Genomic DNA, 22,597 nt, shown 5'->3' with positions numbered 1-22,597 from the left:
GCTTGTCCAAATGGGACGATTTCTCTTGACCATCCGGTCAGCCCCGCGTTAGCATCATCTTGCACCGAATTGACCGGACGGTCAAACCGCGGTGGGTGCCCCGCCATCCCAACGATCCCAGCGATCGGGCCCATCAAGTGATCCGGCCCCACGATCCGGTCAAACCATGCGGTGCGGGGAGGTCCCTTCCCATGCCCGCCGCCATCGAGATCCGCGGGCTGACCAAGTACTACGGCAGGACGCGCGGCGTCGAGGACCTCGACCTGGAGGTGGAAGAGGGCGAGATCTTCGGCTTCACCGGCCCCAACGGCGCCGGCAAGACCACCACCATCCGCACGCTGCTCGGGCTGGTTCGTCCGACGTCGGGCAGCGTGAGCGTGTTCGGGCGGCCGGTCCCTCGCGGGGGCGGCCCCTGGTTGGCCGAGGTGGGCTACCTGCCCAGCGAGGTCGCCTACTACCCGGACATGACGGGCCAGGAGCTGCTGGACTACGCCGCCGGCTTCTACCGGGGCGTCGACCGGCGGTGGGTGGCCCAGCTGGTGGAGCGCCTCCAGCTGGATCTCTCCCGCCCCGTCCGCACCTACTCCCTGGGCAACCGCAAGAAGCTGGGCATCGTGCAGGCCCTCGTGCACCGGCCGCGGCTGCTCATCCTGGACGAACCCTCCAGTGGTCTGGACCCGCTGATCCGAGCGGAGCTGTTCGCGATCCTGCGCGAGGTGAACGCCGCCGGGACCACGATCTTCTTCTCCACCCACGTCCTCGACGAGGTCGACCGGCTCTGCCACAGGGTGGCGATGATCCGCGCGGGGCGGCTCCTGCAAGTGGCGCCCGTCGACGATCTGCCCGGCCGGCACATGAAGATCGTGACCCTGCGCCTGGCAGGGGGTGCGCCGCTGCCGGAGGCGCTACTGGCCCGCTTGGGCGACCCGCGGCCCGAGCCGGTGCCCGGCAAGCCCGGCACGTACCGCCTGGTGGTGCGGGCGCCGGTGCAGGAGCTGGTGGCTGCCCTGGCCCCCGTGCCGCTCGAGGACCTGACCATCGGCGATCCCGGCATCGAGGACGTGTTCCTCACCCTGTATCGGGTTCCGGACGCCGTGGAGGGCCGTCCGTGACGGCGCGGAGGCCGACGCACGGGGACCGGCTGCCAAGCGGGAGGGCAGGGCGATGAACGGTCGCGATGGACTCCGCCCGATCGTCCACATGACGCGCATGGAGCTGCGGCTGGCGCGCCGCGCGCTGCTGATCTGGACCGCCGTGCTGGTCGGCGTGGTCGCCCTCTACCTGGGTCTGTTCGAGTCCATCCAGGACCCGGCGATGGTGGAAGCGCTCAAGGCCATGCCCGAGAGCCTGCTGAAGGCGTTCAGCTTCACCCCGGCGATGATCGCCGACGTCAACAGCTACTACGGCGTGTACATCATGGGCTACCTGGTGCTGCTGGCCACCATCTACGGCCTGATGCAGGCGGGCGGCAGCGTCGCCCGGGAACCCGACCTGGGGGCGGTGGAGTTCCTCTACACGCGTCCCGTGACCCGCCGCCAGGTGGCGGTCGCCAAGATCGCCGCCTTCGTCGTGGGCGCGGTGATCCTGTGGGTGGCGATCTTTGCCGTCAGCACGCTGGTGGGCTGGGCGGTGGCGGGCGACGCCTACGACCTCGGACGCCAGCGGTGGACGCACCTGGCGGGACTGGCCGCCACGCTGGCCGGCGGCGGCGTCGGATTCCTCCTGGCGCCCTTCTTCCCCCGGGCCCAGACGGCCATCTCCGCCGGCGTCGGCGTCGGACTGGCCTCCTTCGTCCTCCACGCCCTGAGCCAGGTGGCGGACCGGCTGCACCCCATCGGGTACCTCAGCCTGCAGCGCTACGCCGCCCTCGACCGCGCGGCGGCGGGCGACCCCGACGCGGCGGGCCTGCTCGTCCTGGTGGCGGTCTTCCTGGCGGGCACGCTGGCCGGTACGATGATCCTCGAGCGGAAGGACTTCGCGTGATCGAGGGGGATGGAGGCGAGCCATGGCCGACGACGGGACACCCAGCAGCGGCACCCCCGCGGGCGACCACCGCGCGGGGCCCGATGGTTTCGGAAGCAGGGGCCGCCGGGGTACGGCGGCCCCATCGGCCCAAGGGGGCGCGGGGGGCGCCAGCCCGAGGGGCGCTGGCCCGAGGAGGACGGCCGATGCCAGCCCCCGCGAGCGCATCCTCGACGCGGCGGTGGCCGAGTTCGCGGACCGGGGCTACCTGCGCGCCTCCCTCAGCCGCATCGCCCGTCGCGCCGGCGTGGCCAAGAGCCTGGTACTCTATTACTTCGGCAGCAAGGACGACCTCTACCGGGCGGCCGTGGACCGGGCACTCCAGCCCATCGAAGCCGCCCTCGAGGAGGCGGCGCCCGACCTTCCCCGGGATCTGTTCGAGCGGCTCCGCCGGCTGGGCGCGATCAAGCTCCAGGTGTACCGGGACCGCCCGGACGCCTACCGGCTGATCGTAAGATCGATGGTCGACCCCGCCGTGTCCGCCGAGTTCCGCCAGCAGCTGGCCGAGGCGGCGGCCCGTAGTCAGGACCTGCTCTACCGCGACGTCGACACGGGACGCCTGCGGCCGGGGGTGACGGTGCAAGAGGCGGTCGAGCTGCTCATGCTGCTCGGCGACGGCCTCATGCCGCGCATCTTCGCCGCCATCCGCCAGCGTCCCGACCTCGGCTACGCGGATCTGGACCGATGGGTCGCGAAGTGGGAACGCTATCTCGAGCTGGTCCGCGACGGTCTCTACCAGCCCTAGACCGGCCGCTCGGCGCGCGACCCGATCGCGACCCGACGCGCACCGTGGGCATACGCCGCTTTCCGCGATGGACCCCCATCCCTGCCGCGTGACGTCCCCCGCCCCGCTGCGTTCTTCCCCGATGGAGGCGCCTCTCCGAGCCACGGTTGGGAAAGCGGGTGTCGCGATGGCCGAAGGAGCGAACGCCGGGTCGCCGTCCCCCGCCGGCGAGGACGCGGTCCGGCGGTGGTACGACGCGACGTGGCCCTGGCTCTACCGGTTCGTCTATGCCCGGGTCCAGAACCGCGAGGAGGCCGAGGACGTGACCCAGGAGACCGTGCTGCGCGTGTTGCGGGGCGGCCGGGCCGCGGGCCCCGGCGGCTCCGGTGCCCACGGTGATACCGATACCGCGTTCGGTGCCCCCGCGCCCGGTTCCGGCGCTCAGGGAGCCACGCCGGCGGAGGCGACGCGGAGCGGGTTCCCGCCGCCCGACGCCCTGGTCCGCACCATCGCCCTCAATCTGATCCGCGACCGTTGGCGGCGGCAGCGGCGGGACGGGGCGGCCGTACCCCTCGAGGAGGCCCTGCTGCAAGGCCGGGTCCCAAGCCGCGGCGGCGCGACCGCGGACGTGGACACGGCCGCCGTGGTCGACCGCCTCTGGCTGGAGGAGCGGCTGCGGCGGCTGCCGCCCGCATATCGCGAGGTGCTGCACTGGCGCATCGTCGTGGGGCTGTCGAGGGCCGAGACCGCCCGCCAGATGCGGCGCAGCGAGGCCGCCGTCCGCGGTCTGCAGTTCCGGGCTCTCAAGGCGTTGCGGGACCTTTTGCGGGAGGTGGACCGCTGATGGGAGGGAAGGGCCCGATGACCTCCTGGCGCGACTGGAACCGGCGTCGGTTGCGGGCCCTCCGCGAGGAGCGGATCGACCGGATGATCGACGCCCTGAACGAGGAACGCCGTCCCCCCGCGCCTGTGGACCGAGACGAGGCCGAACTCTTGGCCGTCGCCCGCATGCTGAGGAGCCTACGCGGCGTGCCGGAGCCGGCGGAGGGGTGGCAGCCGCGGGTCGCCGCCGGGTGGCCGGGTTCGTCCGCAGGGGGACGTCCGGAAGCGGCCGGCAGCGCCGGCCACGCCGGGGGCGCCCGGCAACGGGATCACTCCCGCGCCCGACGGGGGGAGGCCGGTAGGACGCGCAGCCGCCGGCGGCGGGTGGGGATCGCCGCGGCGGCCCTGGTGGCCGGGATCGCGCTGGCGACGGTGCTGGCCCCCTGGCCCGGGACCGCCGGTCTCGGCGGGTGGCTCCGGGCGCAGCTGGGGCTCGGACCGGCGGCGGAGACCGACGTGGTCCATGCCATGGAGCGGGCCATCGCGCAGCTCCAAAGCTACCACGGGGTCCTGGAGAAGCGCGCGACCAACGCCGACGGGGAGACGTGGCTGGTGCGGCGGATCGAGGTGTGGGTCGACGGCGACCGCTACGCGACCCGCGACGACACCGGCGTGGTCACGGTCCACGACGGCCGGCGCAAGTGGCAGGTTCGTCCCGCCGATCGGGTGGTGGCGGTGCTGCCCCCGCTGCCCGACGTGCGGCCCTTCGACCTGGAGGACGAGGCCCGCGCCGCCCTGCGCTACCCCCACCGGGTGGTGGGCCGCGAGCAGGTCGCGGGACGCGAGGCGATCCGGCTGCGCATCGAGCCGCCGGGCGGGCTTCCCTACGACCTTTGGGTCGACGCCGAGACCCACCTGCCCCTGCGCCTGCGGACGGCGATGCAGAACGGGATCCAGACCGAGACCACCTTCGTCCGGTTCGAGGCCAACGCGCCCGTCGACCCGTCCCGGTTCCGTTTCGAGGTGCCGGCGGGTTACCGGGTCGAGGAGGAGAACCCGGGGCAGTTCGTGGACACGCCCGCTGAAGCCGCGGTCATCGCCGGCTTTGCGCCGCTGCTGCCGGACGAGGCGCCCCGTCGGATCCTGGCGGCTCGGGACCGGGTGGTCCTGGACTACGGTGAGACGGTGATCGTGGAAGAACCGGCCCAGGGCCCGTTCGAGCCCCAGCCGAACGCCGCCCTCGGCTCCGCCGGCCAGGACGGCGTGCTCGAGGTGTTCGGCGAGCGGTTGCGCTGGCGCCAGCAGGGGCTCGAGATCACCGTCGAGGGGCCGCAGCGGGTGGAACTGGCCCGCGCCCTGGCGCCGGACCTGCGGCTGCCCGATCCCGGCGGGCAGCCGTCCGGCAGTGGGTCCGCCAGTGGCAACTTCGATCCACAGGTCGAGGTCTCCGTCGACATGGAGGTCGAGCGCAACTCCCAGCAACAGGTCGACGGCGGCCATTTTCCGTGGATGCTGGATCCCGTGCAGGTGGCGGGGGCCTTCCTGCTGGGCCAGTTCGGCGAGCAGATGGGCGATCCCGCGGCCCTGGTGGATGAGCACATCCGCGTCGTGCACAACGACGGCCGGCGGGCCATCGTCGAGGTCGAGGTGGGTCCGGTGGCGCGGGTGTACCTGGAGCGGCTGGTCCGCCCGGACGAGTCGGGGATCTGGACGGTGGTGGGTTACGATCCGCGGGGATCGTGAGGACGCGGATCGCTGGGGTGACAGCCGAGCAGGGCCCGGGCTCATCCGAAGGTACCCGGTCGATGGGCAGGTCCACCGTCGGGCCATGGTATGCTCTGGATGAGCCGTGCCGGCGGCCCGGCACGGCCTGGGCAAGGGGGTGGTGACGGTGGCGCTCGCCGAGTTGAGCACTCTGCTCCTGGGGGCCCTCGTCGGGATTCCGGGGTGGATCCTCACCGTCGGCTGCGGGATGGCGGGACTCCTCACCCGCCGGGTTGGATGGGTCTACGCCGCTGCGGTTTTCGCCATCGGGCCGTTGTCGTACTTCTCCGCCACGCCGCGGTTTCAGTACGTGGCCCCCGTCGGCATCGTGCTGGCCGTGGCGGCCCTGGTCGTGCTCCGGCGGAGAGGCGATCTTCGCGTGGCCGCCGTCCTGGCCACGGTGCCGTTGGTCGCCATCCTGGCGTGGATACTGGTCTCGGCCATCGCCACGGGGCAGATCTAGGCGGCCTGCCCGCGGGCGCTATGCGCCATCCGTTGAACGCCGAGGCACCAAGCGACCCGGGTACCGACGGGGGAATCGAATCCATGGACGCCATCCAGGTTCGCCGGGCGATGCTGGCCGACGCGGCCGGCATCGCCCGGGTGCAGGTGGCCACCTGGCGGACCACCTACCGGGGCCTGATCCCGGATGCGTACCTCGACGCCATGGAGGAAGAGCCACGGGCCAAGATGTGGGAGGAGGTCATCGCCCGGGACCGCGGCGATGGCGCCTCATCCTTCGTCATGGTCGCCGTAACGGCTGGCACGGAGCCTGGCCATCGTCCGGTGTCTGGTCCGTCGTCAGCCGCTACCGGGGAAGAACGCGGCCGAGCCACTGTAGGCTTTGCCGCCGCCGGGCCGGAGCGATCGGGCGACCCGGAGTTCCGGGGTGAGCTGGGTGCCCTCTACGTGCTGAAGGAGTACCAGGGGCGGGGCCTGGGCCGGCGGCTGGTGACGGCGGCGGTCCGGGAGCTGCTGGGCCGCGGGCACGCGTCGATGCTCGTGTGGGTGCTGGCGCAGAACCCCTACCGCCGTTTCTACGAGTCCCTGGGCGGAGTCCTCGTCCGCAGCCGGACCATCGAGATCGGCGGGGTGGCGCTGGAGGAGTGGGGGTATGGCTGGCCGGACCTCGAGGCGTTGCTGCGGCGCCTTGAGGGGGAGAGACAGGGCGCATAAAGGGACAGGGCGTGTAAGGAGGTCGGCAAACCCACTGGAGCAAGCCCGTAGGCGATGACGGGCTGCGGTCCGATGGCGGTGGTCCCGGGGGCGCCACGATGCTTCCATCCAGCCCACGAGGCCCCCTACGCATGAGTGCAGGCTCCAACGTTCCCGTCACGGGATGCTGCTGCCAATGCTTGGGCTTTTACGCGAGGCATCTTTTCGATGGCTGTGGATCGGGCGCGCTGCCTCCCTTCTCGGAATGCGGTTGGCGGACCTGGCCCTGCCGTGGTTGCTGCTTCAGTCGACAAGCTCGGTGTGGGTCACTGGCGCGGCCCTGGCGTGCGACCGGCTGGCGGCGCTCGTCCTGTCCATTCCCGTCGGGGTCTGGGTGGACCGTGGTTCCAAGTGGAAGGCAGCTCTCCTGGCGGAAGCGCTGCGGATTACTGCCACCAGTGCCTTGGCCGGTTTGGCTCTGGTGGGCCCTGTGCGGCCGTGGGTGACCGCGCTGCTCCTCGCATCGCTGGGTGCGGCTGACGTCCTGCATATCGCTGCGTTCCGCCCGCTGGTCGTCCATACCGTGGGCTGGGCCCGGCTGGCGGCCGCGTTCAACCTCAACGAAGGAGCCGATGCCGTCGCCACATTGCTCGGGCCGCTGCTCGCAGGGACGATCATCGGCCGGTACGGGGCGGGATGGGCGCTGGCTGCCGATGCGCTGACCGATCTCCTTGCGGTGGTCAGCCTGTTGGCGGCCGGGGTCGCGGCATCCGGACGGCAGCATCCCGAGGAACGCCCATACAGCCAGCCGCAGGCGGCGGCATCGCGGGACGCCCCCAAACGGCCGGGATCGGGTGCTTGGGACGGGTTCCGGTACCTCTGGCGCGCACCCCTCGCCCGCCGCCTGGCGGTGGCCGGGTGCCTCCTCTCGACCACCAGCGTGGCCGTCGGTCTCTGGGGCGTCGTCCTGGCACGGGATGAACTGCATTGGGATGCGGAACGGACGGGGTGGATCTTCTCCGCCATGGGAGCGGCCAATGTGGTGGCGGTACTGCTGCTAGGCGCCATAGGGGATCGGGTGGCCTGGTCCCGGCTCTTCACAGGGGCGGTCGCCCTCGCCGCTGCGGGGACCCTGGTGCTGGCAGCCGCACGGAGCGTCCTGGCGGTTTTGATGGGGGCCCTTCTCCTTGACGGTGCGCTGTCCGCTGCCTTCGTGCTGCAGAGCAGCCGGTTGACGGCGGTCACCCCGCCGGACCGGATGGCGCGTGTCACCGTGGCAGCCGGTCTCGCGGACGACGGGGTGCGGGCCCTGGGGCGCGTCCTGGCCGGCAGCGCGGCGGAGGTCGGTGTCCGGTGGGCGTTGCTGGGTTGGGGCTTGGTGCTGGCGGCCGCGTCCCTGTGGATTCATCGGTGGGGGCGTTTCAGCTGCTGGCCATGGGCGGGACCGTCATGTCTAGGACCAGATCGGCGCAGGTCCACTGCCTAGGGGCTCGTGGCCCCTGCATGGCCGGGGCCCGAGCTGGTGTGCACCGCCCGAGGGAAAGGGTGTGATCGGATCGAATCGAACCGACCAACCGCTAGGAAATCCCTAGGAAACGGATAAGGAGAAAGGGGGCGTAGAAGAGAAGGGACATTTTGTGCGGGATCACGGACGAAGGAGGCGGGGGATGATGTCCGTATCCTATGCCGCGCCGGGCGGACCGCTACTGTGGCTGACCCTTTGGCTCGCGGTGGCCGCCCTCGGGCTGGTTTCAGCCGCCCGGCTGTCAGCGGGCGGAAACCGCGGCGCCCGTGGTGTCTTGTGGTGGGTGGTGGCGACGCCCCTGGCACTTGTCGCCGCGGCCGTCATCCTCGTCCTGGTGAACGCCGTCATCGCGATGCTGACGTTGTCGTGACGCGATGAGGTCCAGGTAGTGTATTGGCGCGTCGGACCACGAGCGAGCCGAGGTCGAACGAGACCTAGCCCTTGGCCGGGGAAGTCGCTGGCCGCCGGCCCGTGGGCCGCAGGATCGACCGGGACGTCCTGCACCCGGACGGTGCACGGTCGAGGGCTGGTGGGGCCTGAGCCCGCCCTTGTGCTTGGCCATGGGGTGCCCCGGCGTGACAGCCGTCCTTGAGCGCTGACGGATCCCAGGAGATGAGCCCCATGCTCGGTCCCGGTGACCCTGCCCCCGACTTCACCGCCGTCGACGATGAGGGCCGAACGGTTCGCCTCTCGGACTTCCGCGGAAGGCCCGTCGTCTTGTACTTCTATCCCAAGGACTACACACCCGGTTGCACGGCGGAAGCCTGCCACTTCCGGGACCGCCATGCCGACCTGGAAGCCCTGGGGGCCGTGGTGCTGGGCGTCAGTCCGGACCCGCCCCAAACCCACCAGGGCTTCCGCCAGCGGCACCGCCTGCCGTTCCGCCTCCTTGCGGACCCCGACCGGAGCCTGGCCGCCGCGTACGGGGTGCGGCGGGACCTACCCGTCATCGGCCGGTTCGTCCCCCTGGTGGACCGGGTGACCTTCGTGATCGGGCCCGACGGGCGGATCCTTGGGGTACTGCGGGGCATTCCGCCCAACCGTCATGCGGAGAAGGCGCTGGAGCTGCTAAGAGGGGAGCTGGAGGTCCCGCCGCAACGGGGATGAGGCTCGGACCCCCCACGCTCGGCCTCGCGAAGGTGCGCGCTTGAACCCGTTGCGGCCGGTGCGACGTCGATTCGATGTCGGTTTCGTCCGGGGTTGGGTGCCAAGCTCCCTCCCGTCCCATCTCGTGATTGCAGGGCTCAAAGCCCATCGGCCGCTTTCCCATCGAATCGCGAACCCGCCTCTGGACGCCGCCCGCCGGCCTGCCGATCTCTTCCGGTAGAGCCGGTCGCTTGGAGCCGCTCGCTGCAGGCGGTCCTGTTCCCGTGGCGAACCGGCTCTTGCGTGGAAGTTCATACCACAAGATGCGAGGAGGAGCCATCGTGTTGCCCGATGCCGAACCGTGCCAACCTACCCTCTTCGCCACCGGCTACGGAACGGTCTCGGTCACGCCCGACGTGGCGGTGCTTCGGTTCTACGTCTACAGGACGCACCCCACGAACCACATGGCCGCGTATCGGGCGGCTGTGGACGCCGCGCAGCAGGTCGTCGCCGCCCTTAAGGATGAGGGGCTCGACGACGATTCCCTGCGGACCGTGGACATCGAAACCGATACTCGCTACCGCACCGACCGCCAGGGGCGCCGGCACCTGATCGAACACGAGGTCCGGTACGTCCTCGAAGTCCGGGTGCGGGACTTCGAGCTGGCAGGCAGGCTCCTCGGCCGTGCCCTGGCGGTGGGGGCCAGCGAGGCAAGCTTGTGGGGGTTTGAGGTCTCCGACGTGCGGGAACTGGAACTGCGGGCCGTCGAACAGGCCGTCCTGCACGCGCGGGAGCGGGCGGAGGCGGCCGTCCGGGCGGCGGGGGTCCGGCTCGGCCCGCCCCTCCGGATGAATCTGCGCCTTAGCGGCCGCGGTGGCCGCTACGGATACCGCGATTCTTTCGTGGTGTACTCGGCAGGACCCGGAGAGGAACCCTCCGCTCCCATCAGCCCCGGCCAACGGGAGATCGGCGCCGAGGTGGAGGTGACCTTTGCCCTCGAGATGAACGGGTGACGGCACCGGTGGGACCGGATTGGAACAACGGGACGAGAAGACCGGGAGATAGCAGAAGCGCTGTTACGCTGTTAGAAGAACTGGCGCACGACAGCCCCGATGAACAGGTCGAAATCCCCCAGGTGACGGGCCAGGATCGCATGAACCTCTTCGGGCGAGATGGTGTCGTAAAGATGCACGGCGCGATTGCGGAAGCGGACCATCCGGTGGAAGGTGGCGCGGTGCTCCGCGGGGAGGATCCCGGCCTCCACCAGCAGGTCGAAGGCTTCGCGGTACGACTTGGGAACACCCAGCCCCAGGCGGGCCACCACGTGGTTGGCCACGTCGATCATCGCCTCGATGGAGGTCTGTAGCATGTGGACGGCCGCGGCCTCGGCGATCTTGTCGTCGCGCAAGGTAGCGGGCCCGCGCCGGGCGAGGGCCTTGAGGTGCACCAGGTTCCTCCGAATGAAGTCGAGCTTGTCCCGTACCTTCTCCCGGTCGATGACGCCCAACGTCGTGGTCGGGGGCTCGCCGTTCATTGCCGGCCGCGTTTCCGACACGCCCTCGGGACCGTCCCGGCGCGGGCCTGCCGTCGACCGGCCGGGTTCGTCCGGGGGTGTGGGGCCGCCGGGATCCGGACCTTCTCCCTTGGCCTTGCCCGGATCCTGGGAGCCGCCCGAACAATGGGAAGGCGGTACCTCGTCCATCGGAGCGAAGGCCTCCTTCAGCGGGGCATAGGCTTCCTTCAACGCCCGGTCGTAGTCCAACGCGAAGCGCCGGTAGTCGGGTTCGAAATCCCCGTAGAGCTTGCACACGCGTTCCCGGAGGTCTGCCAGGGCCACGGGATCCGCGACGTAGAGCAGCCGGCCGCTGGTCAGGACGCGGAACTGAAAGGACAAAGGCGTCCGGTTGAGGACGGTGACGGACACGTCTTCGATGCCCAGGGCGTCTTCCACGTTGCCCTGGAGGTTTGCGAGTTCCCGCAGGTCCGGAAGCCGCTCCGGCCGGTAGACCACGGCCAGGTCCACGTCGCTCAGGGGCGTCTGGTGCGGGGTGCCGTAGCTGCCGTGGAGGAAGGCGGCCACCACGCCGTCGAACCGGGCGAAGACGCCCGGAAGGCGGCGGAGCCGCTCGTCGACGCGGACCAACTCGCCGGTCACCCGCAGCTTACGGACCACGGCTCCGAACCTCCCGTATCAGTATGATGTTACCACCGGCGAAGGCCCACCGGCCGGTGGAGTGGCCCGCCAGGGAAGGAAGGACGAGGGAAATTCAATAATGGGGTGAGGTGCCGGTAGGTCTTGCCGTCACGCCACGCGAAATCCTCCGGCGGCGGCCCGCGCCCGGTCGAACCGGCACGGTGCCGTGCGGAGCCCGTGGTGAGGGTCGGTGACCGCTGTGTGGGGCGCGTGGTTCGGAGCCGGGACGATGGTCTTTGCCGTCAGCGTGCTCGCCCTGAGCCACCGGATGGCGCCGGCGACCGCCCGCCGGTGGGGCTGGGCGGCGGTGGGGGCACTGTTCGCCTTCGCCCTGATCAGCGTCTTCTCGATCGGACGCTATGTCATGCTCCTCACCCTGGCGGCGGTCGCGGCCATGGCCGCCCGGGAGGCCGGGCGAGCGGCCGGCAGCGGCTGCTGGGCGTGCTGGCGGTCATGTGGGTGGCCGTCTCTCTGGACCTGGTGACGGTGGTCCCGGCCATGGCGGGCGTGCAGGAGCTGGTGCTCGAGTTCGCCCTGGCCCTGCTGGCGTACCGCCGGGCCGTACGGGCGGAGCACTCTCGGGTAGGTTGAGGCCGGGCGGGCCGTGAGGCCGGTGCGCCGTCGGGTAGGGTGGAACCGGCGGCCAAGCCCGATGCAACCGAATTCCCGCGGGCAGGACGCCCGGTCTTCGCATCAGCGAGACGTCGGCGAAGGAGGGCGGACTCATGCCTTTGCGCCGCGTGGGGTGGATCGGCCTTGGCGCCATAGGGAGTCGCATGGCGCGCACACTGATTAAGGCGGGTTTCGAGGTGGCCGTATGGAACCGGACGCCGGCCCGTGCGGAAGAACTCGGCCGGTCCGGGGCCGTGGTGAAGGCCTCACCGGTCGAGGTGGCGGCCGGGTCCGACGTGGTGGTGACCATGGTCGCCGATCCGGCGGCGGTGGCTGCGGTGGCGCGGGGCGAGCAGGGCCTTTTGACCGCCGCGGGGGCTGGGCGCCGGTTCGTCTGGGTCCAAATGAGAGTTCCAGCTGGCCTTGATGCACAAGGACCTCGGCTTGGCCCTGGCGGCGGCGCACGAGGCGCGGGTGCCCATGCCTGCCACCGCCCAGGTGGCCCAGACCTACGCCGCCGCCACGGCCGGCGGGTTAGGGCATCTCGACTTCAGCGCCATCCTACGCGAGATCGAGCGGTGGGCGGCTCTGGAATCGAATCCAGGGAACGGGCCGGCGGCAACTTGAAGGTCTTCGTGCACGTAGGCGCTTGGGGCGTCCCGAACCGCTGGTGACGGGTGCCACGAGCTCCGGTGACGGGTGTTGCAACCGTGCGAAGACGGGTGTCGCAACCGTGGTAAACGGTGATGCGACACTCCACCCCGTTCTGGGGGATCTCTACCGCTCCCCATGCGCTGTCTGCCCCTGCGAAGACGAGAAGGAGCAACCCAGCGTGGAACAGCGGAACGGGACGCCCTCCCTGTGGATGCTCTACCTGAGCGCCGTGTACGTCGGGGTGTTTGGTTTCCTCATCCTCCTGCTCGGTGATGCCAAGACGCCCTCGTGGTCCCGGCTGCTCGCGTTGGGGGATGCGCGGCAGGTGTGGGGTCTGGGAACGATCCTGGGCCTCCTCGCCGTGGCGATGCAAATCGGCATCGCCGTGTTCCTCCCCGAACGGTTGTGGGCCGACGACGGTACCAACGCCTTCTTCACCCGGCTCAGCTACGCCCACATCGTCCTGCTGATGGCCTTGACGGCCCTCGGCGAGGAGCTCTTCTTCCGGGCAACGATCCAATCCCTGCTCCTTCGCTGGATCCCCTCCGTGGCCGTAGGCCTAGCGGTGGCAGCGGCCGTCTTCGCCGTGGCCCACGTGCGGTATGTGACGCGGCCCGTGCTGCTGGCGGGGGCGTGGGGGATCGGGCTCCTCCTGGGTTGGGGATATTGGTTCACTGGGGTTCACTGGCAGCATCTGGACCGCGGTGTGGGCGCACTTCCTGGTCAACGTCACCATGACCGTGCTGGGGAAGCACGGGTGGTTCCTGCCGGGGTGGAGATCGTCGACGGGGGAGCGCCGGCGGCTCCGACGGCCCGGACCGTAGTGACGCCTCCTTGGCTGCAGGCCTGGCTGCCAGGTCCGTCATCTTGCTCCCGACCGCCGTAAGCCGGCCGAGCCTTGGGCCGTGCAGTGGCCGTCGCGAGGCCGCGGCTGGCCCGTCGGCAAGCGGAGGCATTGCGCGAGTCGAGTCAAAGCGCGAAAATAAATACGCATAAAATGATGAATAAGCGCATACGATGAAAGGAGGTCGAACATGGCAGGGGGTACGGCCGCCATGGCTTCCAAGCCGCCGTTTACACGGGACCAGATCGTTTCGGCCACCGATGTGGCGCGCCACTGGCGTTCGCGCGTGGAACCCAAGCTTCGCGAGTTTCCCTATGTTCTCGTATTTTCCGGATCCGATCCCCGGACCACGATCCTGCCCTATGACCAGTTCGAGGTGTTGTGGCAGAAGGCCGAAAAGGCCGCCGAACTCGAGTTGGAGCTGGAAGTTCTGGCACGGGTGCTCCACGCGGCAGTCTCCGGGGAGCAGATGATCCCGTTGGCGGACGTGATGAAGGAGTTTGGGATCACCCCGGACGAGCTGGTCGGGGACGTGGACATGGACGATGAGTGAAGTCTTACCACCAAACGTGTGGTTTTTCCCCGACGCCAGGGCCGACTTGGGCCGCTTAGACCGGTCGCAGCGAGTCCTCGTCCTCCGGGCCATTGTGAAGATCGCGCGGGCACCGGATCAGGTGGGGAAGCCGCTGGGGCATCTTGCTGGCCTCAATCTGGCAGGTTTTCGGAGTGTGTACGTGGACCGTAAGAGGATTCGTATCGTGTGGAAGGTTGCCGAGACCGGCGTCGTGCAGATTGCGGTCATTGCGGCAGTTGCAGAGCGCGATGGACTGGTGGTGTACCGAACGGCGGCCCAGCGTCGCGAAGCCATTGATGCGTGGATTCTAAAACGCATTGAGAGTTCGAGCAACCCGCGACGACAATCACATTGAACGGCTCACGTCACGCTGCAGCACGTCGACGGGCGCTGAATGGTCGCCTCACTGGCGGTTCCTTAGGCGTGGTAGGTGAAGAAAGGCACACTGGCACGGGGCCCGGCCGGTCGACCGGCCGGGCCCCGTGGGCCATCAGTGACTCTGGGAGGCGCGGGACTACCCCACCCGCGGCCCCGCGGCCTTGATCTCCGCCGAGACGCCCTCGAAGCGGCGGAAGTTCTCCACGAAGCGGGCGGCCAGCTCCCGGGCCTGCCGGTCGTAGGCCTCGGGGTCCGCCCAGGTCCCGCGCGGATCCAGCACCTCCGCCGGCACGCCCGGGCAGGCCACCGGCACGGCGAGCCCGAAGACCGGGTCGACCCGGTGCTCCACGCCGTCCAGCTCACCCCGCAGCGCCGCCCGGATCATGGCCCGCGTGTAGGGCAGCTTCATCCGGCTGCCGACGCCGTAGGGGCCCCCGGTCCAGCCCGTGTTGACCAGGTACACCCGGGTCCCGTGCCGCCGCAGCCTCTCGCCCAGCATCCGGGCGTACTCCACCGGCCGCCGCGGCAGGAACGGCTCGCCGAAGCACGTGGAGAAGGTGGCCTCGGGCGTCGTCACGCCCCGCTCGGTGCCCGCCAGCTTGCTGGTGTAGCCGGAGAGGAAGTAGTACATCGCCTGCTCCGGCGTCAACCGGGCGATGGGCGGCAGCACGCCGAAGGCGTCGGCGCTGAGGAAGAACACGGTCCGCGCGTGGCCCGCCACCCCCGGGATCACCGCGCCCTCGATGTAGTCCACCGGGTACGCGGCCCGGGTGTTCTCGGTCAGATCGGCCCGATCGTAGAGGGGCTGCCGGGTCTGCGGGTCCAGGATCACGTTCTCCAGCACGGCGCCGAAGCGGATGGCGTTCCAGATCTGGGGCTCGTACTCCCTGGACAGGTTGATGCACTTGGCGTAGCAGCCGCCCTCGAAGTTGAAGATCCCCCGATCCGACCAGCCGTGCTCGTCATCGCCGATGAGACGCCGCTCCGGGTCCGCCGAGAGCGTCGTCTTGCCCGTCCCCGACAGGCCGAAGAACAGGGCCACGTCGCCCTCGGGCCCCACGTTGGCCGAGCAGTGCATGGGCAGCACGCCCCGCTCCGGCAGCAGGTAGTTGAGCACGCTGAAGATCGACTTCTTCATCTCGCCGGCGTACTCGGTGCCGCCGATCAGCACCGTGCGCCGCTCGAAGCTGACCAGGATGAAGGTCTCCGAGCGCGTTCCGTCGGTGCGCGGGTCGGCGTGGAAGGTCGGTGCGTAGAGCACGGTGAAGTCGGGCTCGAAGCCGCGCAGCTCCTCCGGCTCGGGGCGGAGGAACAGCTGCCGGGCGAACAGGCTGTGCCAGGCGTACTCCGTCACCACCCGCACCCGCAGGCGGTAGGCGGGGTCGGCGCCGGCGAAGCCGTCGAAGATGAAGTGGTTGCGCTGGCGCAGGTACTGCTGGACCCGCTCGTACAGCCGGTCGAACCGCTCCCGCGGGAAGGGCTGGTTCACAGGGCCCCAGGCGATGTGGTCGCGGACCGACGGTTCGTCCACGATGAACTTGTCCCTGGGCGAGCGGCCGGTGTACTTGCCGGTGGTGACCACCAGGGCGCCGGTGTCGCTCAGCCGACCTTCCCCGCGCGCCAGGGCCAGCTCGACCAGCTGAGCGGCGGGCAGGTTGCGGTGCACCACCGGCGCCGCCTTGCGACTGCCGTGGGATGCGGGCTCGTAGTCGTCCCGGATGCGCGCGTCCATGGCGGGACTGGACCCCCCGTGCGGCGGGGCCGTGGTGGCCCCTGCGGGCTTGCGCCCGCGGCGTCGGCCTCGGCGGCCGTTGCGGCCTGGCGTGCTCAGTGGGACCGGGCCGTGGAGGCACGGGGCGGGCTGCCGCCGCGCTGCCGGCCCAGCGTCCGAGGGGCGACGATGGAGCCGACTCCCAGGCGCCACCGCTCCCTCGCCGAGCACTCATCCCTTGGGCTGGGCGACGCCCCGCGTCGGCCTCCTGCCCGTGAGCTGCCCGGTCCCCTACGGCTGAGGTACGCCGCCTGCCGAAGGCCTTATGCCGATCCCCAGGCCGCATGCCGGTCCCCGCGGCCGTCCGCTTGCGCTTCCTCGGGGCACGATGGCCCCCTGCCCGGCGGCCCGTCACCCATCGCCTCCCACGACCGGCCGGTGATGGACCGGGGCCAGGCAGCAAGATCGCCTGCGTCGCCGCGGCCGGCTTGCAGGTTCCATTTCAGCACATTTGGCGGTCGGCGGCAACGACCACCCGGCGGTGACCCGTCGCCCTTCCCGGCGGACGATGCCCGCTACGCCGGGGGGACGATGCGCCGGTAGGCCACCGGCGTGTAACGATGCAGCATCCGGAGCGCAACCCCGACGCCGAGGAGCACGCACGCGGCCAGCCCCGCCAGGACCAACGGGCCGCTTCCGGTGGATTGCAGCACCAGGGTCGCCAGGGCCAGGGCGAGCATCCACCCGCTCCAGAGCAGGAAGATCGTCCAACCGAACCGGCGTGGCACGACGTCCTCGAGCGGGGAATCCAGCTCGGGTCGGGCGGCGTCCATCAGGAGCGAGGCCGCGTTCATCATGGCGAGGGTGCCCGGCACCATGACGAGTACGCAGGCCCACGCCAGCGGATGCATCCCGGAACGCAGACCCCACACCACCGCCAGGGGCAGGGCGACGACGAGTCCCATCGCCGTCTGCACGACCAGCTTGGCGGCCACCTGGGCCGTAGGAGCCACGGGGATGGCGAGGGACAGCCAGAGCCGGCGGCCCTCGGCGCTGACGGCGGCGCGCGCCACCACCAAGGCTTGGGGCACGACGGTGGCCATGGCCACGGCCGCCAGCACCTGCCACGCGACGCCGGGGGTGAGCTCGCCCGACGGTCCCACCGCTCCTGCCGCTCCCGCCAGCTGCCGCAGCGACGGCCCACCGTCGACCAGGCTGCCCCGGCTGAAGACGAAGGGAAACAGGAGGGCGTTCACGACGAGGGCCAGCATCTCCTGGGGCGTCCGCCACACGGCCAGCTCCCGGGCCACCAGGGCGCGGAAGGCGCTGCGCCGCCGGCCGATCTCGGGGACGAACCGGCTACCGATCCGCCCCGGCCTTTGCCCTGGGGCGCCCCCGGCCCGGGGTGCGGTCAGGGCGGCGGCGAGGGCACGGGGCAGGGCCACCCCCGCCACGAGGACGGCCACCAGCCCCGTGGCCAGGCTGACGGCCGCCAGACCCGCAAGACCCCCGAGCGCTGCCGCCGCGCCGCCCGTGCCCGGCGCGAGGGCCTGGGCCGCCCACGCCCCGTGCGGCAGGCCGTGGGCGACCACCGCCTCCCAGCGCGCGGCGAGGGCATCCCAGGACGCCTGGGCGGCCGGTTCCAACCCGGAGGGGCCCCGGGAGTGAAGGGGATCGGGAAGGATCAACCCGACCTGCAGGACGGGCACGATGATCACCAGGCTAGCCAGTCCGGCGATCACGGCCAGCGCGTCCCGCTGCCGGTGGGCGGGCACCAGCCGGGCGATGGCCATCAGGACCAGAGCGGCCACGGCCAGCGGCGGGAGAGGCAAGAGCAGCAGGACCGGGACGGCCAGCGCCCAGAAGGCGGCGCCGAACCCCTGCGCCAGTGCCCCGGGGACCAGGGCGAACGCCAGGGGCGCCAAGGTCAGCCACTGCCCGATCAGGGCGACCAGCAGCTTGGATGCACCCAATACGCCCGGTGCCACGGGGAGCGCGGCCACCAGGGGAAGGTCGCGAAGCTGGAAGAACAGGCTTCCCAACCCCGACAAGCCCGCGGCCAGGGCCGCGAGCGAAAGCAGGGCGAGCACCAGGGGCAGCCAGAGGCGGGCATGGCCCGTGGCCGCGAGGCGGTCGTACAGGTAGTCACCCGCCAACCAGCTGGTCGCCATGAGACCGAGGAAGCCCAGCACCGCGTTGAGAAGCCAGTGGCCGGACAGGTCGGGCGGTGGGAGATAGAGCTGGCGGGCCTGGAACCGCACCAGCGCCCGGAGCGCCCGCCCCGACCCGGGCGCCCACAACGCCTGCCGCCACCAGCGGGCCGTTCCCATCAGGGTTGCCCCCTTTCGGAGGGCCCGTCCCCGCCGTGCGCGCCCCGGCGCCCGTCCCCCGACCCCGGGGCGGCCGGGGCCCTGTCCCGCGGTGCGGGGCCGACCGCCGGGGCGGTCGCCCCATCGCCGCCGCCCGTCGCCGGCTGCCGGGTCAGAAGGAGGAACACCGCCTCCAGATCGGCCGTCCCCAGCTCCCCGGGCTGCCGGGGCGCCGCGGTCGTCCCCTCCATGGCGCCGGTGCGGGCCGGGGCCCTGGTGCCGGGGCCGGCGGCGGCATGCCGGGGAGGACCGGCGTCGCGGCGGGCCGGTTCGTCCCCCGGATTCCGCAGGAACCGGCGGCGCAGCGCGGCCGGCGAGCCCTCGGCCAGGAGCCGCCCCCGGTGCAGGATGGCCACCCGGTCGCAGAGCCGCTCGGCCACGTCCAGCAGGTGGGTGGTGAGCAAGACGGTCCCCCCGCGGGCGCGGCGTTCGGCCATCAGGTCCTTGAGCCCTCGCTGCGCGTCCGGGTCGAGACCGGTCATCGGCTCGTCGAGGATCCACACCGCCGGGTCGTGCAGCAGGGACCCCACGAGGAGCAGCCGCTGTCGCATGCCAGTGGAATAGCTGGCGATGGGGTCGCGGACCCAGGTCCCGATCCCCAGGCGGCGGCCCAGCTCCTCCATGCGCCGGGTCCGCTCGTCGTCCGGGACGCCGTACACGTCCGCGAGGAAGCGCAGGAACTCGACCCCCTTCATCCGGTCGTACAGGGCGGCACCGTCGGGCACCAGCCCGATGCGCCGCTTGGCATCCAGGGGCCGCTGGGCGAGGTCGATGCCGTCGACGCGGACGGTCCCGGCGTCGGGAGGCAGGATCCCGGCGATCACCCGCAGGGTGGTGGTCTTGCCGGCGCCGTTGGGGCCCAGCAGGCCGGTGATCCGGCCGGGTTCGACCCGCCAGGTGAGCTCGCGCACGGCCCAGGTGGTGCCGCCGTCGAAGCTCTTGCCCACGCCGTCGAGTTCGATGCCGCGGCCGGCGGCCGGCGTTCCAGGGAGGGTGACCATGACGGTGCTTCGTCCTCCTCGGCCCTTCACCGGCGGGATCGCAGGGATCGCTCCGCGCAGGTTGGGCGCGACGTCCTGCGGGGTCTGGTTCGTCCTTCCAGACGGATGTTCCTGCTCCCGGGGGCGGCCCAACCGATCCAGCCCGAGGCTCGAATCCGCGGGCCGATCCGTTTCAGGTGCGATGCATTCCAGGGGATCGTGTAAGGTGAAGACGGCACCCGGTGCAGGCGTCCCCGTGGCCTCGACGCCGGAGGCCGCAGCGGGATCCACCCCGAAAGGGGCGACCGGACCTTGTTCGAGCGCTACCGCACCATCGTTGACGACTGGGACGCCTTCCAGGCCAGCCTCGCCCGGCCGCAGCCGGCCACGCTCAGGGTCAACCGCCTCAAGGCGGATCCCGGCGCGCTGCGCGCCCGTCTGGAAGAACGCGGCTTCCGCCTGGAACCCTACGACTGGTACCCCGACCTCTGGCGCGTGGCGGAGGAGCCCTTCTCCCCCGCGCTGACCCTGGAGCACTGGCTGGGCTGGTTCTACCTCCAGGAGGCGGCGGCGGCCCTGCCCGTGCTCGCCCTCGACCCGCAGCCCGGCGAGACGGTGCTGGACCTGAGCGCGGCGCCGGGGGGCAAGTCGACCCAGATGGCCGAGCGCATGGGGGACCGGGGGATGGTGGTGGCCAACGATCCCGACGTCCACCGACTGGCGGCACTGTCCCACAACCTGCAGCGCCTCGGTGTGACCTCGGCCGTCATCACCCGCGCCGACGGGCGGCGGTTCCCCGGCGGCCTCGCCTTCGACCGGGTCCTGGTCGATGCCCCGTGCTCCGCCGAGGGCAATGCCCGGCGCAGCCGCCGCGCCCGCCAGGGGGCGAGCCGGCACCAGCGGCGGCGCCTGCCCGCGGTGCAGGCCGCCCTGCTGCGTCGCGGCCTCGCCCTGGCGCGACCCGGCGGGGTGGTGGTCTACGCGACCTGTACCTTCGCACCCGAGGAGAACGAGGCGGTGGTGGACCAGGTGCTGCGGCAGGCCGAGGGCAGCGTCGTGGTCGAGCCCCTGCCCCACGGGCTGCCGGGCGCCGGTGGGGTCACGGCCTGGGAGGGGCGGCGGTTCCTGCCCGACGTGGAGGCATGCCGGCGGATCTACCCCCATCACCTGGACTCGGGCGGGATGTTCGTCGCCCGTCTCCGCAAGCGAGGCCCCGTCCCGTGGGAGGAACGCGGCCCGGAGCCGGCGGGCGCGGACGAACCGGCCCCGGCGTGGACCGAACCCGACCCCGGCCTGCGGGAGCAGGTGGTCGAATGGCTGCGGCGGGAGTTCGGGCTGACGGGGTCCGAGATCGACGGCCTCCACGCGTACGGCGGCCAAGGCCAGGGCATCTGGTTGGCCCGGCTCCCCCGGGTGCCGGGCTGGACGGCCGTCCGATCGGCGGGCATCCGGCTGGCGCGGGCCCACGGCGCCACCTGGAAGCCCACCAGCTTCGGGCTCATGCACTGGGCGAGCGGGGCGAGCCGCAACGTGGTCGACCTGGATCGGCCTTCCCTCGAAGGGCTGCTCCAGGGCCGGCAGATCGCGGCACCACCCGGTGCACGCCTCCTGCGGCGCGGCTGGGTCGTCCTGCGCTATCGCGGTCAGGCCGTGGGGTGCGGCTTCTGGGACGGGACGCGGCTCCGCTCCGCCCTGCCGCATGAGCGGGCGGGGGAATTGTCTAGCATCCTGCGCCGCGAGTCGTCGACGTCGTCAGCCGTCGCGGCGGCCGGCCACCCAGCGCCAGGCGACCAGGGCGCCGGCGACCGCCAAGCCTAGGGACACCAGCGGGACGTGGGCCAGGCCGGCGGCGTCCGCCACCAGCCCGCCGGCCACGCTGCCCAGGGAGGCGGCCAGCGCCGCGCTGCCCTCGTAGACCCCGATCGCCTCGCCCCGGCGAGCCGCGGGGAGGGTGCGGCTGATCACCCCGGTGGCGCCGGTGGCGGTCAGGGGGTAGAGGGGCAGGGCGAACGCGGCCACGGTGGCAGCGGGCGTCCGGAAGGCGCAGATCAGGGCGTACATCCCGACGTAGCCGGCGATGCCCAGGGTGAAGACCCGCCGCGGCCCCCACCGGTCGGCAAGGCGCCCCACGGGTGCCATGATGAGGATGCCCAAGGTGCTGGCCAGGCCCAGCGCCCATCCCACCTGGCCGTTGCTGCCGCCGAGGAACTCCGTCAGGTAGGCGCTGAACACGGCGAAGAACGCCTCGTTGCCCGACGCGGTGAGGAGCACGGCGGCCGCGATGGCGACCACCTCCGGGAAGCGCCAGATGGGGAGGCCTGCGGTGGCCCCCGGGCCGGCCGGGGCGGGGAGGGGGACGGGCGTGGCGGCGGCGGTGCGCCGGGTCGTCGCCGGTGCGGCCGCCGTCTCCCGGGTGGTCTGCCGTGGGCTCCCCGTTGCCGCCGGTGCGATCTCGCTCTGCGGGGCCGCCGTCGGATCGGTCGCCGCCCGCCCGATGGTCACGGAGGCCCGTCGGGTCATCGCCGACGCGGGACCCGCCACCCGCGCCACGACGACGGCCGCCACCAGGGCGACGGCAGCGGAGAGGTAGAACGACAGGCGCACTCCCTCGAGGCCAAGGGCGTCCGCCAGCCAGCCACTGCCGAAGCTGCCCGCCGCCCATCCCAGGGAGCGGGCCCGGTAGAGCCGCGCCGCCGCCTCCGCCGGTCGATCCGGCTGGTGGAGGGTGAGCCACGCCACCGAGAGGGGGATGACCCCGGCGAGGCAGGCCGTGACGGCGACGACCAGCGCCCCGAAGACAGCCGACGACGGCGCAGCCGAAGCGGTCGCCAGCGCCAAGGCGGCGCCCCCGAGCCCCACGGCGACCAGGCGCCCGGGTCGTCCCGTGCGGTCCCCCCATCGCCCCCATCGGCCCGCCAGGAGGAAGGTGGCCAGGGAGGCGAGCGCGATGGCCAGGGTGACCACGGCCAGTCGCGGCTCGCCCAACCCCTGTCGCATGTAGACCGGACCGTAGGCGTAGACCACCACGCCGGCCGTCCCCTCGGCGACGGCGGCGAGGAGGAACGCGGGAACCGGCAGGCGCGGCGCCATGGAGGCGTGGCGCCCGGCGGCCATGCGGGACGGGTCCCGTGCAGCGCGCGCAGCGGACGCGGGGGTGGTCATCGGCAACGAGGTAGCCCCCTC

23 protein-coding genes and 1 pseudogene are annotated in these 22,597 nt (G+C 71.8%); 19 read left to right on the top strand and 5 right to left on the bottom strand.

Features of this window, described 5'->3' with window-relative positions; translation table 11 throughout:
* The first annotated feature begins 191 nt into the window (after window positions 1-191).
* The 11 genes from Q5761_RS09885 to Q5761_RS09835 all read left to right on the top strand — a co-directional run bounded on the left by Q5761_RS09885 (window position 192) and on the right by Q5761_RS09835 (window position 10,111).
* On the top strand, window positions 192-1,112 hold the full coding sequence (locus tag Q5761_RS09885; protein ID WP_135224233.1) for an ABC transporter ATP-binding protein: 921 nt from the start codon (window positions 192-194) through the stop codon (window positions 1,110-1,112).
* 52 nt (window positions 1,113-1,164) lie between these two features.
* Entirely contained in the window at window positions 1,165-1,983 is an 819-nt protein-coding gene (locus Q5761_RS09880) for an ABC transporter permease subunit (protein WP_135224232.1), read from the top strand.
* A gap of 22 nt (window positions 1,984-2,005) precedes the next feature.
* The gene (locus Q5761_RS09875; protein WP_135224231.1) at window positions 2,006-2,767 is read left to right on the top strand and encodes a TetR/AcrR family transcriptional regulator; all 762 of its coding nucleotides are present in this window, start codon (window positions 2,006-2,008) and stop codon (window positions 2,765-2,767) included.
* A gap of 166 nt (window positions 2,768-2,933) precedes the next feature.
* Complete coding sequence (locus Q5761_RS09870) at window positions 2,934-3,590, top strand: RNA polymerase sigma factor (protein WP_135224230.1); 657 nt, start codon at window positions 2,934-2,936, stop codon at window positions 3,588-3,590.
* A 17-nt stretch (window positions 3,591-3,607) separates the two neighbouring features.
* Entirely contained in the window at window positions 3,608-5,311 is a 1,704-nt protein-coding gene (locus Q5761_RS09865; RefSeq protein WP_318750475.1) for a sigma-E factor regulatory protein RseB domain-containing protein, read from the top strand.
* A gap of 148 nt (window positions 5,312-5,459) precedes the next feature.
* Entirely contained in the window at window positions 5,460-5,795 is a 336-nt protein-coding gene (locus Q5761_RS09860; RefSeq protein WP_318750474.1) for a hypothetical protein, read from the top strand.
* Between the two features lie 83 nt (window positions 5,796-5,878).
* Entirely contained in the window at window positions 5,879-6,508 is a 630-nt protein-coding gene (locus Q5761_RS09855; protein WP_318750473.1) for a GNAT family N-acetyltransferase, read from the top strand.
* A 163-nt stretch (window positions 6,509-6,671) separates the two neighbouring features.
* Entirely contained in the window at window positions 6,672-7,973 is a 1,302-nt protein-coding gene (locus Q5761_RS09850) for an MFS transporter (protein WP_318750472.1), read from the top strand.
* A 181-nt stretch (window positions 7,974-8,154) separates the two neighbouring features.
* Window positions 8,155-8,382: a hypothetical protein gene (locus Q5761_RS09845; protein WP_167758814.1), complete on the top strand. Its 228-nt coding sequence runs from the start codon at window positions 8,155-8,157 to the stop codon at window positions 8,380-8,382.
* Between the two features lie 251 nt (window positions 8,383-8,633).
* On the top strand, window positions 8,634-9,119 hold the full coding sequence (locus Q5761_RS09840) for a peroxiredoxin (RefSeq protein ID WP_318750471.1): 486 nt from the start codon (window positions 8,634-8,636) through the stop codon (window positions 9,117-9,119).
* A 320-nt stretch (window positions 9,120-9,439) separates the two neighbouring features.
* Entirely contained in the window at window positions 9,440-10,111 is a 672-nt protein-coding gene (locus Q5761_RS09835; protein WP_318750470.1) for an SIMPL domain-containing protein, read from the top strand.
* Between the two features lie 71 nt (window positions 10,112-10,182).
* Here the strand turns inward: Q5761_RS09835 and hepT are convergent, their stop codons facing one another.
* Window positions 10,183-11,271, bottom strand: coding sequence for a type VII toxin-antitoxin system HepT family RNase toxin (gene hepT / locus Q5761_RS09830; RefSeq protein WP_318750469.1), 1,089 nt, complete (start codon window positions 11,269-11,271; stop codon window positions 10,183-10,185).
* A 250-nt stretch (window positions 11,272-11,521) separates the two neighbouring features.
* Here hepT and Q5761_RS09825 point away from each other — a divergent pair, with 250 nt between their 5' ends.
* The 7 genes and pseudogenes from Q5761_RS09825 (at window position 11,522) to Q5761_RS09800 (ending at window position 14,331) form a co-directional block, all read left to right on the top strand.
* Window positions 11,522-11,776, top strand: a complete 255-nt coding sequence (locus Q5761_RS09825; RefSeq protein WP_318750468.1) for a hypothetical protein — start codon at window positions 11,522-11,524, stop codon at window positions 11,774-11,776.
* Complete coding sequence (locus Q5761_RS09820; protein ID WP_318750467.1) at window positions 11,752-11,883, top strand: hypothetical protein; 132 nt, start codon at window positions 11,752-11,754, stop codon at window positions 11,881-11,883. The genes Q5761_RS09825 and Q5761_RS09820 overlap by 25 nt, the downstream gene beginning before the upstream one ends.
* A 134-nt stretch (window positions 11,884-12,017) precedes the next feature.
* Window positions 12,018-12,287, top strand: a pseudogene (locus Q5761_RS12455) (NAD(P)-binding domain-containing protein); the annotation flags it as partial.
* A 34-nt stretch (window positions 12,288-12,321) separates the two neighbouring features.
* Complete coding sequence (locus Q5761_RS09815) at window positions 12,322-12,531, top strand: NAD-binding protein (protein ID WP_413084601.1); 210 nt, start codon at window positions 12,322-12,324, stop codon at window positions 12,529-12,531.
* Between the two features lie 205 nt (window positions 12,532-12,736).
* Window positions 12,737-13,444, top strand: coding sequence for a type II CAAX prenyl endopeptidase Rce1 family protein (locus Q5761_RS09810; RefSeq protein ID WP_318750465.1), 708 nt, complete (start codon window positions 12,737-12,739; stop codon window positions 13,442-13,444).
* A 148-nt stretch (window positions 13,445-13,592) separates the two neighbouring features.
* Window positions 13,593-13,955 carry a hypothetical protein gene (locus Q5761_RS09805; RefSeq protein ID WP_135224220.1) on the top strand — a complete coding sequence of 121 codons (363 nt, stop codon included), beginning with the start codon at window positions 13,593-13,595 and terminating at the stop codon, window positions 13,953-13,955.
* Window positions 13,948-14,331, top strand: a complete 384-nt coding sequence (locus tag Q5761_RS09800) for a type II toxin-antitoxin system RelE family toxin (protein WP_318750464.1) — start codon at window positions 13,948-13,950, stop codon at window positions 14,329-14,331. The genes Q5761_RS09805 and Q5761_RS09800 overlap by 8 nt, the downstream gene beginning before the upstream one ends.
* Window positions 14,332-14,490: 159 nt before the next feature.
* Here Q5761_RS09800 and pckA read toward each other — a convergent pair whose 3' ends face one another.
* The 3 genes from pckA to Q5761_RS09785 all read right to left on the bottom strand — a co-directional run bounded on the left by pckA (window position 14,491) and on the right by Q5761_RS09785 (window position 19,435).
* Window positions 14,491-16,086, bottom strand: coding sequence for a phosphoenolpyruvate carboxykinase (ATP) (gene pckA, locus Q5761_RS09795; RefSeq protein ID WP_318750463.1), 1,596 nt, complete (start codon window positions 16,084-16,086; stop codon window positions 14,491-14,493).
* 554 nt (window positions 16,087-16,640) lie between these two features.
* The gene (locus Q5761_RS09790; protein WP_318750462.1) at window positions 16,641-18,395 is read right to left on the bottom strand and encodes a hypothetical protein; all 1,755 of its coding nucleotides are present in this window, start codon (window positions 18,393-18,395) and stop codon (window positions 16,641-16,643) included.
* Complete coding sequence (locus tag Q5761_RS09785; protein WP_318750461.1) at window positions 18,395-19,435, bottom strand: ABC transporter ATP-binding protein; 1,041 nt, start codon at window positions 19,433-19,435, stop codon at window positions 18,395-18,397. Before Q5761_RS09785 ends, Q5761_RS09790 begins: the two co-directional genes overlap by 1 nt.
* Before the next feature lie 291 nt (window positions 19,436-19,726).
* Here Q5761_RS09785 and Q5761_RS09780 point away from each other — a divergent pair, with 291 nt between their 5' ends.
* Complete coding sequence (locus Q5761_RS09780; RefSeq protein ID WP_318750460.1) at window positions 19,727-21,232, top strand: NOL1/NOP2/sun family putative RNA methylase; 1,506 nt, start codon at window positions 19,727-19,729, stop codon at window positions 21,230-21,232.
* On the opposite strand, the gene Q5761_RS09775 is transcribed toward Q5761_RS09780, so the two are convergent.
* Complete coding sequence (locus Q5761_RS09775; protein ID WP_318751648.1) at window positions 21,167-22,576, bottom strand: MFS transporter; 1,410 nt, start codon at window positions 22,574-22,576, stop codon at window positions 21,167-21,169. The genes Q5761_RS09780 and Q5761_RS09775 overlap by 66 nt on opposite strands.
* Between the last annotated feature and the right edge of the window lie 21 nt (window positions 22,577-22,597).

Origin of the sequence: Thermaerobacter composti (assembly GCF_033582035.1) — a bacterium.
GTDB classification, from domain to species: domain Bacteria; phylum Bacillota; class Sulfobacillia; order Thermaerobacterales; family Thermaerobacteraceae; genus Thermaerobacter; species Thermaerobacter composti.
The sequence above is the reverse complement of the archived record's forward strand: the minus strand, read 5'-3'. Positions and strand labels throughout refer to the sequence as shown.